Origin of the sequence: Thermus arciformis (genome assembly GCF_900102145.1) — a bacterium.
In the GTDB taxonomy this organism is placed as follows: Bacteria; Deinococcota; Deinococci; order Deinococcales; family Thermaceae; genus Thermus; species Thermus arciformis.
Window position 1 is genome coordinate 47,564 of sequence record NZ_FNBC01000004.1, and the last position, 14,313, is coordinate 61,876.

Consider the following 14,313-nt stretch of genomic DNA (forward strand, 5'->3'; position numbering starts at 1 on the left):
GTCCATGGGCCCGGCGCCTTTTTTAAAATGGACGGCATCCCGCCACAGCTTTACGTCCTCCTGGTGGCGGCCCTCCCGGTGGTGGAGCTCCGGGGGGCCATTCCCCTCGGGGTGGCCCTGGGCCTTCCCCTCTGGGAGGCCTTTTCCCTGGCCCTCCTGGGCAACCTCCTGGTGGCCCCCCTGGCCCTTTGGCTCCTGCCCTGGGCGGTGGGGGTCGCCACCCGGGTGCCTGCCCTCGCCCGACTCTGGGAGGCCCTCGAGGCCCGGGTGCGCCTGAAGGGCGAGGAGCAGGTGCAGCGCCTGGGGGCCTTGGGCCTCTTCCTCTTCGTGGCCGTGCCCTTGCCGGGAACCGGGGCCTGGAGCGGGGCGGTGCTCGCCGTGGTCCTCGGGCTTAAACGGCGCTACGCCCTTCTCGCCATCTCCTTGGGGGTCTTGGCGGCGGGCCTTCTCGTCCTCCTCCTCACCGGAGGGGCGGTGGCGGGGCTAAACTACCTGCGATGACGGCCCTCCTCCTTCCTTTGGCCTACCTTACGGGCGCCTTGCCTTTGGGGCACTGGCTCGCCCGAAGGCGCGGGGTGGACCTGCGCACGGCAAGCCCCTACGCCCTGGGCCTGGAAAGCGCCATGAGGCGCCTGGGCCTGGGCTTCTTGGTCCTTTCCTTCCTCCTGGACTTCCTCAAGGGCTACCTGCCCCTCCTCCTGGGGCGGGCCTTGGGGCTGGACTTTGCCGGGCTTCTCGCCTTGGGGGTGGCGGTCTACCTGGGCCACCTCTACCCCCTCTTCTTCCGGGACCCCTGGCCCCTAAGGGCCAAGGGGGCGGGGGTGCTTCTGGGGGTGCTGGCGGGCCTTCCCCTCCCCCCCGCCTTGGGCCTTGTCCCCGTGGCCTTGGGCCTCGTCCTCTACGCCCTCACGGGCTACGCCTCCTTGGCCGCCTTGGGGCTTCCCCTGGGGCTTTTAGGGGTGGTGCTCTTCGGGGGGTTCGGCCTTGGGGAAAAGCTCCTCGCCTTCGCCCTCCTTCTCCTCGCCCTCTGGCGCTACAAGGAGAACCTGGGGCGGATCCTCGAGGGCACGGAGCCCAAGCTCGGCGACCCCTTGCCCCTTCCCTCGGAGAAGCAGGTGGTCTGCGCCTTTCTCATCCACCCCCTGACCCTGGAGGACTTCTGGCAGAGCCCCCGCTTCCGCTGGCTCAGGCCCCTGGTGCGCCTGGGCCTCCTTAAGCAGGAGTGGATAGAGCGCCTCGCCGAGCGCTTCCGCCCCATGAAGGTGGGGGAGGTGCGGGGGGTGCGGACGGCGGACGGGCGGGAGGTCCTCTGCCACCTCCTCTCCGCCCCCCTTTTGCCCCACCAGATCAAGGCCAAGCCGGAGCTCGCCGTGCGGCGGGCCATCCAGGGGGCGCGGCTTGCTCAGGAGCTCGGGGCCACGGTGGTGGGCCTCGGGGCCTTCTGGAGCGTGGTGGGGGAGAAGGGGAAGCGGGTGCAGGAGGCCGTGCCGGGCATTGAGGTGACGAACGGCGGGGCCTACACCGCGGGCACCGTCCGCGCGGCCATCCCCAGGATCCTCGCCCACTTCGCCCAAAGCGGCAAGGACCTGAAGGGGGTCACGGCGGCCGTGGTGGGGGCGAACGGGGTGGTGGCCTTCGGCATCGCCCGCCAGATCGCCCCCTACGTGGGGCGGCTCATCCTGGTGGGGCGGGACCTGGAAAGGCTTGAGCGGGCGGCGGAAAGCCTCAGGAAGAACCTGGAAAGAAAGGGGGAGGCCCCCGAGCTGGTGGCGACCACGGAGGTCGCCGCCATCCGGGAAGCGGACCTCGTCTTCACCGCCACCAGCGATCCCAACCCCGTGATCTACCCCGAGCACGTGAAGCCCGGGGCCTGGATCTACGACGAGGGCGTCCCCCCCGACGTCCACCCCTCCGTCAGGGAGGTGCCGGGGGTAAGGGTGATCCCCGGGGGGGTGGTGCGGCTTCCCGGGGAGGCGAGGGCCACCCTGGACCTCCACTTCGGCGCCCCCGACCAGGTGCCCGCCTGCCTCGCCGAGACCATGGTCCTGGCGGCGGAGGAGGCCTTTGACCGGAAAAGCCTCGGGGGGGAGGTCAGGGCGGAGAACATCCAGTTCTTCGTGGAGCGGGCCGAGGCCTTGGGGTTTAAGGTGGTGGAGTAGTGTGGCTCCTTCTTTCCCCCACCCGCCTCGAGGCTCCCTTCCTCAAAGGGGAGCCCTTCGCCTTCCTGGCCTGGCGGGGCCTTAAGGGAAAGGGCTTCGTCTACCTGGAGACGGGAATCGGCAAGGTGAACGCCGCCATGGCCCTTGCGGCCTACGCCGTCCGAAACCCCGTGGAAAAGGCCCTCCTCTTCGGCCTCGCCGGGGCCTACCCCGGGGGGCCTTCTTTGGGAGAGGCGGTCTTGGTGGGGGAGGAGGTGGAGGCGGATTTGGGCCTCAAGGAGGGGCTAGCGCCTTTGGGCTTCCCCGCCTTGGTCCTTGGGGAAAGGCGCTACTTCAACCGCTTTCCCTTGGACCCCGGCCTTACCCAAGGGCTCGCCCAGGGGCTTGGCCTGAAGGTGGCCGTGGGCCTCACCCGGGACCTGGTCTCGGAGACCCTCGAGGAGGCCCTGGCCCTGGCCCAGCGGTGGGGGGCTTCCCTGGAGAACATGGAGGGGGCGGCCTTCGCCCGGGCCTGCCTGGCCCTGGGGGTGAGGGGGGCGGAGCTCAGGGCCCTCTCCAACCCCGCCGGGGTGCGGGACAAGGCCCGTTGGCGCACCAAGGAAGCCCTTTCCGCCCTGGCCCAGGCGGTAAGGCAGCTCCTCGCCGAAGAGGGGGCCCCGTAGGGCCCCCCGGCGAAGGCCATGGGGATCAGGCCTTCTGGAAGAGCTCCTCGGCCACGTCCCAGTTGAGGACGTTCCAGATGGCCTGGAGGTAGTCGGCCCGGCGGTTCTGGTACTTGAGGTAGTAGGCGTGCTCCCAGACGTCAATGCCCACGATGGGGGTAAAGCCCTCCATCACCGGGTTGTCCTGGTTGGGGGTGGAGAGGACGTGGAGCTTGCCGAAGGGGTCCTTCACGAGCCAGGCCCAGCCCGAGCCGAAGCGGCCCATGGCCGCCTGGGTGAGCTTCTCCTTGAGGGCCTGGAAGCCCCCGAACTCCTGGTCAATGGCCTTCTTCAGCTCCCCCACGGGCTCCTTGGCGCCCCCTGGGGTGAGGAGCTTCCAGAAGAGGCTGTGGTTCAGGTGGCCGCCGCCGTTGTTGCGCACGGCGGTCTGGATATCCGCGGGGAGGGCGGCGAGGTGCCTCAGGAGGACTTCCACCTCCGCCCCATGCAGGTAGGGGTATTTCTCCAGGGCGGCGTTGAGGTTCGTCACGTAGGCCCCGTGGTGCTTCTGGTGGTGGATCTCCATGGTCTTGGCGTCAATGTGGGGCTCCAGGGCCTCGTAGGGGTAGCCTAGCTCCGGAAGCTTGAACGGGTACGGCATACTTCACCTCCGCCTCCCACTATAAAGGAGGCCACCCCCAGGGGGGTGGCCTTTCTCACAAAGCCCCGCGCCGCCTACGCCCCCTCGTGGGGCTTGGCGAGCCTCATGGGGACCACGATGCGGTCAAACTCCTCCTCCGTGAGGTAGCCGAGCTCGAGGGCCGCCTGCTTCAGGGTCTTCTTCTCCTTGATGGCCTTCTTGACGATCTCCGCCGCCTTGTCGTAGCCGATGGCCTTGTTGAGGGCGGTGGCCAGCATGGGGTTCTTCTGGAGGTGCTCCTCAATGCGCTCCAGGTTGGGCTCAATCCCCTTGGCCAGGTGCTCGTTGAAGGACTCCATGGCCTCGGCGAGGAGCTTGATGGACTCGAGGGCGGCGTCGGCCATCACCGGCTTAAAGACGTTGAGCTGGAAGTTCCCCTGGCTTCCCGCGAAGGCCACGGCGTGGTCGTTGCCATAGACCCGCACCACCACCATGGTGAGGGCCTCCACCTGGGTGGGGTTCACCTTCCCCGGCATGATGGAGGACCCGGGCTCGTTGGCGGGGATGAAGATCTCCCCGATCCCCCCGTAAGGCCCCGAGGCCAGCCAGCGGATGTCGTTGCCGATCTTCATCAGGGCCCCGGCCAGGGTGCGGATGGCCCCCATGGCGAAGACCAGCTCGTCGTGGGCGGCCAAGGCGGCGAAGCGGTTTTCCGCCACCCGGAAGGGGAGGCCCGTTTCCTCCGCCAGGTACTTGGCCACGAGCTCCCCGAAGCGGGGGTGGGCGTTTAAGCCCGTGCCCACCGCCGTGCCCCCGATGGCGAGGTTGTAGAGGCCCTTTTCCGCCTCCCTCACCATGGAGAGGGTGTTCCTGAGCTCTGCGGCCCAGCTTCCCACCTCCTGGCCCAGGGTGATGGGCACGGCGTCCATGAGGTGGGTGCGGCCGATCTTGACGATGCCGTCAAAGGCCTTGGCCTTTTCCTCAAAGGTCTGGATCAGGCCTTCCGCCGCCGGGTAGAGCCTTTGGTGAAGGGCCAGGGCCATGGCCACGTACATGGCGGTGGGGAAGGTGTCGTTGGAGCTTTGGCCCCGGTTCACGTGGTCGTTGGGGTGGACGTACTTGGAGCCCAGGGGCTTCCCCAGGATCTCCGAGGCCCGGTTGGCGATGACCTCGTTCACGTTCATGTTGGTCTGGGTGCCGCTTCCCGTCTGGAAGACCACCAGGGGGAAGTGGTCGTCCAGCTTCCCCTGGACCACCTCCTCCGCCGCCTGGATGATGGCCCTCCCGATCTCCTCGGGAAGCTCCCCGAGCTCCAGGTTGGCTCTGGCCGCGGCCTTCTTCAGCATCCCGTAGGCGCGGATGACCTCGAGGGGCATGCGGAAGCGCCAGGCCCCGATCCTAAAGTGTTCCAAGGAGCGCTGGGTCTGGGCCCCCCAGTAGCGGTCCGCCGGCACCTTCACCTCGCCCATGGTGTCCCGCTCCACCCGGTATTCCATAAGCCACCTCCGCCTCTGATTTTATTCCTCGTAAGGGTCGTGGAGCTTCACCGGGCTTCCCCTAAGCCCAGCCCGGAGGTTCAGCCACTCCACGAAGACGGCGAAGCCCATGGCGAAGTACACGTAGCCCTTGGGGATGTGCACCCCCGTGCCCTCGGCCACCAGGGTGAAGCCCACGAGGAGGAGGAAGGAGAGGGCCAGCATCTTCACCGTGGGGTGCCGGTTCACGAAGGCGTAGATGCCCTTGGAGGCCACGAGCATGATGCCCACCGAGATGAGGATGGCCGCCACCATCACCGGCACGTAGGAGGTGAGGCCCACGGCGGTGATGACGGAGTCTATGGAGAAGACGATGTCCAAAAGGAGCACCTGGCCGATCACCGAGGCGAAGGAGGGGGCCACCCTTTTGGCCGCGTGGCCGGGCTCCCCTTCCAGCCGCTCGTGGATCTCCTTCACCGACTTGTAGATGAGGAAGAGCCCCCCGGCGAGGAGCACCAGGTCCTTGCCCGTGACCTCGTGGCCCAGGAGGGCGAAGAGGGGCTTTTTAAGGGCCATGATCCAGGCGATGGAGAGGAGGAAGAGGATGCGGGTCACCGCCGCGAGGCTCAGCCCTACCACCCGGGCCCGGTCCTGTTCCTCCTTGGGGAGCTTGGAGGCCAGGATGCTGATGAAGATCACGTTGTCCACGCCGAGGACCACTTCCAGGACCGTGAGGGTGAGGAGGGCCACCCAGATCTCGGGGTTCGTGAGCCAGTCCATGGGAAGGAGTCTACCGGGTGCCCTAGACTTAAGGCCATGGTGGACGTCCTGGTGGTGGGGGCGGGGCCCGTGGGGCTTTGCGCCGCCCTTTGGGCCAAGCGCCTCGGCCTTTCCCACCTGGTGCTGGAGCGGGGCACGGTGGCGGAGACCCTTTACCGCTTTCCCCGGGACATGGTCTTCTTCTCCGAGGCCAAGAACATTGAGATCGGGGGCCATCCCCTGGTCGCCCAAGGCCCCAAGCCCACCCGCAAGGAGGCCCTCCTCTACTACCAGCGGGTGGCGGAGCGGGAGGGGCTAAGCGTCCTCACCTACACCGAGGTCCTGGCCATCCGGGGCCGGGAGGGGGACTTTCAGGTCCTGGCCAAGGACCGCAAGGGGGAAGGGGTTTTCCCGGCCCGGTACGTGGTGGTGGCCACGGGCTACTTCGGGAACCCGAACCGCCTGGGCGTCCCCGGGGAGGACCTCCCCCACGTCCTCCACCGCTACGAGGAGGCCGCCCCCTTCTTCGGGCGGGAGGTGGCGGTGGTGGGGGGGTCCAACTCGGCGGTGGAGGCCGCCTTGGACCTCTACCGGGGCGGGGCGAGGGTCACCCTCGTCCACCGGGGGAAGTGGGTCCGTCCCAGCGTGAAGTACTGGCTCCTCCCCGACTTTGAGAACCGGGTGAAGGAGGGGAGCATCCGGGCGGTGATGGAGGCGGAGGTGGAGGCCATCACCCCGGAGGGGCTTTGGCTTTCCCGCCCAGAAGGGCGGGAGTTCCTGCCCGCCGACTTTGTGCTGGTGCTCATCGGCTACCGGGCTGAAGACCGCCTCCTTAGGGAGGCGGGGGTGGCGTACCAGGGGGAAAAGCCCGTGCTCTCCCCGGAGTTTGAGACCTCCTTGCGGGGCCTCTTCGCCATCGGCTCCTGCGCCTACGGGCCCGACACCCGCTCCGTCTTCATAGAGAACGGCCGGGAGCAGGCCCGCTTCGCCCTCGCCGCCATCGCCGCCAGGGTGCGGGGCTTGACACCAAGGCCTTAGGGGGCTATCCTTAGCCCCAAGATGCGCGCCGGACTCGCCCTATCCCTAGCCCTGGTCCTAATCGTAGGGCCAGCGGGGGGTAGGGCGTAGCGTTTTAGGGCGCATCCCATAACCCCCCGGGCCAACCGGGGGGTTCAAGTTTAAGGAGGGGTCCATGAAGGGAGCGGAGGCACTTTTACGGGCGCTGGAGCGGGAAGGGGTGGAGGTGATCTTCGGCCACCCGGGTGGGGCGATCATGCCCACCTACGACGCCCTCTACGATAGCCCCATCCGCCACATCCTGGTGCGGCACGAGCAAGGCGGGGTGCACGCCGCCACCGCCTACGCCCGCGCCAGCGGCAAGGTGGGGGTGGTGATGGCCACCTCAGGCCCCGGGGCCCTGAACCTGGTCACGGGCCTCGCGGACGCCATGATGGACTCCACCCCGGTGGTGGCCATCACCGGGAACGTCCCCCGGGCCCTCATCGGCACCGACGCCTTCCAGGAGGCGGACGTCACCGGGGTCACCATGCCCATCACCAAGCACAACTACCTGGTCCAGGACGTGAACGAGATCCCCCGGGTGGTGAAGGAGGCCTTCCACATCGCCTCCACCGGCCGCCCCGGCCCCGTGCTCATTGACATCCCCAAGGACGTCCAGCTGGAGGAGTTCACGGGAAGCTTTGACGTGCCCCTGGACCTCCCCGGCTACAAGCCCACCCTGAAGGGGCACCCCAAGCAGATAGAGAAGGCCCTGGACGCCCTGGAGAAGGCGGAACGCCCCGTCCTCATGGTGGGGGGTGGGGCCCAGCACGCCCACGCCGAGCTCCTCGCCTTCGCCGAGAAGACGGGGCTTCCCGTGATCACCACCCTCATGGGCCTTGGGGCCTTCCCGGGAAACCACCCCCTTTGGCTCGGGATGCCGGGGATGCACGGCACCGTGGCCGCCAACCGGGCCATCCACCACGCGGACGTGATCCTGGCCATCGGCCTCCGCTTTGACGACCGGGTCACGGGCAAGGTCTCCCGCTTCGCCCCCCACGCCCACACCATCATCCACGTGGACATAGACCCTGCGGAGATCGGCAAGGTGGTGCGCACCCACATCCCCATCGTGGGGGACTCGAGGCTCGTCCTCAAGGAGCTCCTCAAGGGGGCGAAGGCCTTGAGGCTCGCCGCCTGGTGGCGGCAGCTTGAGGAGTGGCGCACCCGCTACCCCTTGCGCTATAAGCCCAAGCCCCACCTGCAAAGCCAGGAGGTGATCCGGGCCTTCCACGAGGCCACGGGGGGGCACGCCATCGTCACCACCGGGGTGGGGCAGCACCAGATGTTCGCCGCCCAGTTCTTCCCCGTGACCAGGCCCAGGAGCTTCCTCACCAGCGGGGGCCTCGGCACCATGGGGGTGGGGCTTCCCTTCGCCATCGGGGCCAAGATCGCCCGCCCCGAGGAGCTCGTCCTGGATTTTGACGGGGACGGCTCCTTCCAGATGACCCTCCAGGAGCTCGCCACGGTGGTGAAGTACGGGCTGGACGTGAAGGTGGTCATCCTGAACAACGGCTACCTGGGCATGGTGCGCCAGTGGCAGGACCTCTTCCACGCCAAGCGCTACAGCGAGGTCTACCTGGCGGACTCCAACCCCGACTTCGCCCGGCTCGCCGAGGCCTATGGGATCAAGGGGGTGAAGGTGGAGCGGAAGGAGGACCTCAGGAAGGGGGTGGAGGCCGTCTTGAACACCGATGGCCCCGTGGTGGCCGAGTTCAAGGTCTACCAGGAGGAAGGGGTCTTCCCCATGATCCCCGCCGGGGGCGCCGCCGAGGACATGATCATAGAGCACCCCGCGGAGCGGGAGGAGGTGGAGGCGTGAGGCACGTCATCTCCGTCCTCGTGCAGGATCACCCCCGGGTCTTGAACCGCATCACGAGCCTCTTCGCAAGGCGGGGCTTCAACCTGGAAAGCCTCGCCGTGGGCACCACCCACCAGCCGGGCCTTTCCCGCATCAGCCTGGTGGTCTCGGGGGACGACCGCACCCTGGAGCAGGTGGAGAAGCAGCTCAACCGGCTCATTGAGGTGCTGAAGGTCACGGACCACACCGAGCCCCACGTGGAAAGGGAGCTTGCCCTGGTCAAGGTCCACGTGGCCGGGGTGGAGGAGCGCCTGGCGGTGAAGGACATCCAGGAGGCCTTCCGGGCGAGGGTGGTGGACGTGGCCCAGAAGAGCCTGATCCTGGAGCTCACCGGGGACTCCAGGAAGGTAGACTCCTTCATTGAGGCCTTAAGGCCTTACGGGATCCTCGAGGTCATGCGCACCGGGGCGGTGGCCATGAGCCGGGGGGACCGGGTCTTGAAGGTGCGGGAGAAAAAGGAGGCGGTATGAAGATCTACTACGAGCACGACGCGGACCTTGGCTTCATCCTAGGCAAGAAGGTGGCGGTCTTGGGCTTCGGCTCCCAGGGGCACGCCCACGCCCTGAACCTCAAGGACTCGGGGGTGGACGTGCGGGTGGGCCTGCGAAAGGGCTCTAGGAGCTGGGAGAAGGCGGAGGCCGCCGGGCTTAGGGTCCTCCCCGTGGCCGAGGCGGTGCGGGAGGCGGACATCGTCATGGTCCTCCTCCCCGACGAGAAGCAGGCCCAGGTCTACCGGGAGGAGGTGGAGCCCAACCTGAAGGAGGGCGGGGCCTTGGCCTTCGCCCACGGCTTCAACATCCACTTCGGCCAGATCAAGCCCCGCAAGGACCTGGACGTCTGGATGGTGGCCCCCAAGGGCCCGGGCCACCTGGTGCGCTCGGAGTACGGGAAGGGAAGCGGGGTTCCCGCCCTGGTGGCGGTCCACCAGGACGCTTCGGGTGCCGCCTTCCCCACCGCCCTCGCCTACGCCAAGGCCATCGGGGCGGCCAGGGCCGGGGTCATCCCCACCACCTTCAAGGACGAGACGGAGACGGACCTCTTCGGGGAGCAGGCGGTCTTGTGCGGGGGCCTCACCCGGCTCATCCAGGCGGGGTTTGAGACCCTGGTGGAGGCGGGCTACCCTCCGGAGATGGCCTACTTTGAGACCGTCCACGAGGTGAAGCTCATCGTGGACCTCATCTACGAGGCGGGGCTTAGGGGCATGCGCTACTCCATCTCCAACACCGCGGAGTACGGGGACTACACCCGGGGCGAGCTTGCCGTGCCCCTGGAGGAGACCAAGCGCCGCATGCGGGAGATCCTGCGCCAGATCCAGACCGGGGAGTTCGCCCGGGAGTGGATGCTGGAGAACCAGGCGGGAACCCCCGTCCTGGAGGCCAACCGCAAGCGCTGGGCGGCCCACCCCATTGAGGAGGTGGGCTCGAGGCTTCGCGCCATGATGCCCTTCCTCAAGGCCAGGGTACTGGAGGAGGTAGGCTAAGGGACCTTGCGGGGCCCCTTCGGGGGCCCCGTGCGTTTTCGGGAGGTAAAAAATGGAAAAGGAACGGCACATCCGGATCTTTGACACCACCCTCAGGGACGGGGAGCAAAGCCCCGGGGTGGCCCTCTCCTTGGACCAGAAGCTGGAGATCGCCCAGGCCCTCGCCCGGCTCAACGTGGACATCATTGAGGCGGGCTTCCCCGTATCGGGGCCCATGGAGTTTGAGGCGGTGAGGCGCATCGCCGCCGAGGTCAAGGGCCCCGTCATCGCCGCCCTCGCCCGCACCCACACCCTGGACATAGACCAGGCGGCCAAGGCCTTGGAGCGGGCGGAGAGGCCCAGGATCCACGTCTTCACCTCCGCCTCCAAGATCCACCTCCAGTACATGCTCAAGAAGACGGAGGAGGAGGTTTTGGAGATGGCGGACGAGATGGTCCGCTACGCCCGGCGCTACGTGGACGACGTGGAGTTCTCCGCCCAGGACGTGATGCGGGCGGACTGGGACTTCGTGAAGCGCCTCTACGAGGTGGCCATTGAGGCCGGGGCCACCACCATCAACATCCCCGACACCACGGGCTACGGCACCCCGGAGGAGTACGGGGCCCTGATCCGCAGGATCCGCGACGAGGTGGTGCGGGGGCGGGACGTGGTCATCTCCACCCACACCCACGACGACCTGGGCCTGGCCACGGCCAACGCCCTGGCGGGGGTGCTGAACGGGGCGGGGCAGGTGGAGTGCACCATCAACGGCATCGGGGAGCGGGCGGGGAACACCGCCCTCGAGGAGGTGGTCATGGCCCTCTACGTCCGCCGGGACTTCTACAAGGCCTACACCCAGGTGAACACCCGGGAGATCTACCGGGTGAGCCGCCTGGTGGAGCGCTACACCGGGATGCCCGTCCCCCCCAACAAGGCCATCGTGGGGGACAACGCCTTCGCGCATGAATCCGGCATCCACCAGGACGGGGTCCTCAAGCACCGCTCCACCTACGAGATCATGGACGCCGAGCTCATCGGGAGGCGGCCCGCTGTGCTCGTCCTCGGCAAGCACTCGGGCCGGGCGGCTTTTAAGAAGGCCCTGGAGGACCTGGGCTACAAGGACCTCTCCGAGGAGGAGCTGAAGAAGCTCTTTGCCCGCTTCAAGGAGATCGCCGAGAAGAAAGGCCCCCTCTCCGCCGAGGAGCTCCAGGCCCTGGTGGAAAGCGAGCGGGAGCCCGCCTCCCACTTCTTCCAGCTGGAGCACGTCCAGTTCTTCTCGGGCTCCGGGCTTTTGCCCACGGCCACGGTCAAGGTGAGGACCCCCGAAGGGGAGAGGGTGGCCACCCACACCGGGGACGGCCCCGTGGACGCGGTGTACAAGGCCCTGGAGGAGGCCATCGGCCTGAGGCCGGAGCTTGAGCTCTACCGGGTGGAGGCCATCACCGGGAGCACCGAGGCCCTGGGCCAGGTGACGGTGCGCCTCCGGCTCGGGGAGCTCCAGGCCGTGGGGGTGGGGGTCTCCCCGGACATCATTGAGGCGAGCGCCTTGGCCTTTTTGGACGCCGCGGGGAAGCTCGCCTCGGGCCGGGCTACCCGCCACCCGCCCTCCATTGAGGAGGTCCACCGCGGGGTCTAGGGGTGGGGGCTTTTAGGAGGCGTCCGTGGTGCGGATCCGCAGGGCCGGGCTAGGGGACCTCCCTGGGGTGGCTCAGGTCCTGGTGGATACTTGGCGGGCCACCTACCGGGGCGTGGTGCCGGAGGCTTTCCTGGAGGAGCTTTCTTACGAAGGGCAAGCAGACCGGTGGGCCCGGGGGCTGAGAGACCCCACCTGGCCCGGCCGGCTTTTCGTGGCTGAGGCCGGGGAGGTGGTGGGTTTCGCTGCCTTTGGGCCGGATAGGGCTTCCGGCTTTCCCGGCTACACCGCGGAGCTTTGGGCCATCTACGTTCTTCCCACCTGGCAGCGTAAGGGCCTGGGGCGGGCCTTGTTCCACGAGGGAGCCCGGCTGCTTCAGGCAGAGGGCTATGGGCGGATGCTGGTCTGGGTCCTCAAGGAGAACTCCCAGGGACGGGGCTTCTACGAGCACCTGGGCGGGGTGCTCCTGGGGGAGCGGGAGATTGAGCTGGGTGGGGCTAAGCTCTGGGAAGTGGCCTATGGGTTTGACCTAGGGGAGCAGAAGTGGTAGAAATTCTGGACACCACCTTAAGGGACGGCACCCAAGGGGAGGGGGTAAGCCTCTCCGTGGACGACAAGGTGGCCATCGCGAGGCGCCTCGCCGCCTTCGGGGTCCACCTCATTGAGGGGGGCTGGCCCGGCTCCAACCCCAAGGACGCCGAGTTCTTCCAGCGCATGAAGGGGGTGGACCTGGGGGCGGCCAAGCTTGCGGCCTTCGGGGCTACCCGGAGAAAGGGGCTTTCCCCGGAGGAGGACCCCTCGGTCTTGGCCCTCCTCGAGGCCGAGACCCCCGTGGTGGTCCTCTTCGGCAAGAGCTGGACCTTCCACGTCCTCGAGGCCCTGGAGACCTCCTTGGAGGAGAACCTCCGCATGATTGAGGAGACGGTGGCCTTCTTCGCCCGGAAGGGCAGGCGGGTGGTCTACGACGCCGAGCACTTCTTTGACGGCTACAAGGAAGACCCCGCCTACGCCCTCGCCACCCTGGAGGCCGCCCTAAGGGGCGGGGCCGACACCCTGGTCCTTTGCGACACCAACGGGGGGAGCCTCCCCGAGGAGGTCTACGCCATCACCAAGGCGGTGGTGGAGCGGTTTCCTGGGGTGAGGATCGGCATCCACCCCCACAACGACGCCGAGCTCGCCGTGGCCAACGCCCTCGCGGCGGTGCGGGCCGGGGCCACCCATGTGCAGGGCACCATCAACGGCTATGGGGAGCGGTGCGGCAACCTCAACCTCACGAGCTTCCTCCCCACCCTGGTCTTTAAGTACGGGATCCCCGCCATCCCCCCGGAGAGGCTAAAGGCTTTGAGGGAGCTTTCCCACTTCGTGGACGAGCGGGCCAACCTCACCCCCAACCGCCGCGCCCCCTACGTGGGGGAGGCGGCCTTCGCCCACAAGGCCGGGGTGCACGTCTCCGCCGTCCTCAAGAACCCCCGCACCTACGAGCACATCCCCCCGGAGTGGGTGGGGAACCAAAGGCGCTTTCTGGTCTCGGACGTCTCGGGCCGCTCCAACCTCCTCGCCAAGCTCCAGGAGCTCGGGGTGGACCTCTCCAAGGAGGAGGCGAGGCGCCTTCTGGAGGAGGTCAAGGCCCTGGAGTACGAGGGCTACGCCTTTGAGGGGGCGGAGGCGAGCTTCTACCTCCTCGCCCACCGCCTGAAGGGGGGGGCCCTCCCCTTCAGCGTGGAGGGCTTCTCCGTCTTCGTCCACGGAAGGGGCCTGGATACCGCCTGGGCCGAGGCCACGGTGCGGGTGAGGGTGGGGGAGAGCCTCCAGCACACCGCCGCGGAAAGCCCCTTCGGGCCCGTCTCCGCCCTGGACCGGGCCTTCCGCAAGGCCGTGTTGCAGTTCTACCCGGAGCTTTCCGAGGTGGAGCTCACGGACTACAAGGTGCGGATCCTCTCCGGTCAGGAGGCGGGGACGAACTCGGGGGTGCGGGTCATGGTGGAGATGCGCCGGGGAGAGGAGCGCTTCGCCACCGTGGGGGCGAGCGAGAACATCCTCGAGGCCTCCCTCAAGGCCCTCACCGACGGGTACGCCTACGCCCTCCTCTACCCGGTGCCTACGCCCAGGGGAGCCTGACCCCGGGGAAGGCGGAAGGGCTCACCTCCTCCTCGGGGGAGAAGAGGCGGATCTCCCGGTACCGCCCGCCCCGGGGCCTTTGGTGGACCTCCAGGAGGTTCTCCTTTAGGTTCACGAGCCAGACCTCGGGGATGCCAACTTCGGCGTAGAGGGGAAGCTTCACTTCCCGGTCAAACTCCAAGGAGGTGTCGGCCACCTCCACGAGGAGGAGGACGTCCTCCGGGGTGGGGAGGCGGTCGGCGTAGCGCTCCAGGGGGGGCTTAAGCACCAGGAGGTCCGGCTCGGGCTCGGAGTCCTCGGAGAGGCGCAAGGGGGACTGGACCGCCACCACGGCCTTTGTGCCCAAAGCCTCCCTAAGCCTGTGGTCCAGGCGCATTACCGCGTAAAAGTGCTTGGGTCCGATGGGGCTCATCCGGTAGACCTCCCCCCTTAGGAGCTCCACGTGGGGCACCCCCTGGAAGGCCCGCTCAAACTCCTCTACCCGGAAGCGGTAGCGGGTGACCATGCCT

Annotated in this window: 14 protein-coding genes; 10 read left to right on the forward strand and 4 right to left on the reverse strand. The window is 67.9% G+C overall.

Annotation, left to right across the window (positions count from 1 at the left end; genetic code table 11):
- Positions 1 to 27 precede the first annotated feature (27 nt).
- Genes BLP62_RS02555 through mqnB form a run of 3 tightly spaced genes read left to right on the forward strand, consistent with a single transcriptional unit; the run spans position 28 to position 2,821 of the window.
- The gene (locus BLP62_RS02555) at positions 28 to 501 is read left to right on the forward strand and encodes a COG2426 family protein (protein ID WP_093005551.1); all 474 of its coding nucleotides are present in this window, start codon (positions 28 to 30) and stop codon (positions 499 to 501) included.
- Entirely contained in the window at positions 498 to 2,159 is a 1,662-nt protein-coding gene (locus BLP62_RS02560; protein ID WP_093005553.1) for a glycerol-3-phosphate acyltransferase, read from the forward strand. The genes BLP62_RS02555 and BLP62_RS02560 overlap by 4 nt, the downstream gene beginning before the upstream one ends.
- Complete coding sequence (gene mqnB / locus BLP62_RS02565) at positions 2,159 to 2,821, forward strand: futalosine hydrolase (RefSeq protein ID WP_093005555.1); 663 nt, start codon at positions 2,159 to 2,161, stop codon at positions 2,819 to 2,821. Before BLP62_RS02560 ends, mqnB begins: the two co-directional genes overlap by 1 nt.
- A gap of 25 nt (positions 2,822 to 2,846) precedes the next feature.
- Here mqnB and BLP62_RS02570 read toward each other — a convergent pair whose 3' ends face one another.
- From BLP62_RS02570 to BLP62_RS02580, 3 genes are all read right to left on the reverse strand, one after another.
- A complete protein-coding gene (locus BLP62_RS02570; RefSeq protein ID WP_093005557.1) occupies positions 2,847 to 3,461 on the reverse strand; it encodes a superoxide dismutase in 615 nt (204 codons plus the stop codon).
- Positions 3,462 to 3,535: 74 nt separating this feature from the next.
- Entirely contained in the window at positions 3,536 to 4,936 is a 1,401-nt protein-coding gene (gene fumC / locus BLP62_RS02575) for a class II fumarate hydratase (RefSeq protein ID WP_093005558.1), read from the reverse strand.
- A gap of 21 nt (positions 4,937 to 4,957) precedes the next feature.
- Complete coding sequence (locus BLP62_RS02580) at positions 4,958 to 5,695, reverse strand: TerC family protein (RefSeq protein ID WP_093005560.1); 738 nt, start codon at positions 5,693 to 5,695, stop codon at positions 4,958 to 4,960.
- Between the two features lie 36 nt (positions 5,696 to 5,731).
- On the opposite strand from BLP62_RS02580, the gene BLP62_RS02585 reads away from it, so the two are divergent.
- The 7 genes from BLP62_RS02585 (at position 5,732) to cimA (ending at position 13,804) form a co-directional block, all read left to right on the forward strand.
- Complete coding sequence (locus BLP62_RS02585; RefSeq protein ID WP_093005562.1) at positions 5,732 to 6,712, forward strand: YpdA family putative bacillithiol disulfide reductase; 981 nt, start codon at positions 5,732 to 5,734, stop codon at positions 6,710 to 6,712.
- Between the two features lie 154 nt (positions 6,713 to 6,866).
- Complete coding sequence (gene ilvB / locus BLP62_RS02590) at positions 6,867 to 8,555, forward strand: biosynthetic-type acetolactate synthase large subunit (protein ID WP_093005564.1); 1,689 nt, start codon at positions 6,867 to 6,869, stop codon at positions 8,553 to 8,555.
- Entirely contained in the window at positions 8,552 to 9,064 is a 513-nt protein-coding gene (gene ilvN / locus BLP62_RS02595; protein ID WP_093005566.1) for an acetolactate synthase small subunit, read from the forward strand. Before ilvB ends, ilvN begins: the two co-directional genes overlap by 4 nt.
- Positions 9,061 to 10,074, forward strand: a complete 1,014-nt coding sequence (gene ilvC / locus BLP62_RS02600; RefSeq protein ID WP_093005568.1) for a ketol-acid reductoisomerase — start codon at positions 9,061 to 9,063, stop codon at positions 10,072 to 10,074. The genes ilvN and ilvC overlap by 4 nt, the downstream gene beginning before the upstream one ends.
- 52 nt (positions 10,075 to 10,126) lie before the next feature.
- Entirely contained in the window at positions 10,127 to 11,689 is a 1,563-nt protein-coding gene (locus tag BLP62_RS02605; RefSeq protein WP_093005570.1) for a 2-isopropylmalate synthase, read from the forward strand.
- A 28-nt stretch (positions 11,690 to 11,717) separates the two neighbouring features.
- On the forward strand, positions 11,718 to 12,236 hold the full coding sequence (locus tag BLP62_RS02610) for a GNAT family N-acetyltransferase (RefSeq protein ID WP_244880374.1): 519 nt from the start codon (positions 11,718 to 11,720) through the stop codon (positions 12,234 to 12,236).
- Complete coding sequence (cimA, locus tag BLP62_RS02615; RefSeq protein WP_093005574.1) at positions 12,230 to 13,804, forward strand: citramalate synthase; 1,575 nt, start codon at positions 12,230 to 12,232, stop codon at positions 13,802 to 13,804. The genes BLP62_RS02610 and cimA overlap by 7 nt, the downstream gene beginning before the upstream one ends.
- Here the strand turns inward: cimA and BLP62_RS02620 are convergent.
- Entirely contained in the window at positions 13,785 to 14,309 is a 525-nt protein-coding gene (locus BLP62_RS02620; RefSeq protein ID WP_093005576.1) for a Uma2 family endonuclease, read from the reverse strand. The genes cimA and BLP62_RS02620 overlap by 20 nt on opposite strands.
- Positions 14,310 to 14,313: the final 4 nt, after the last annotated feature.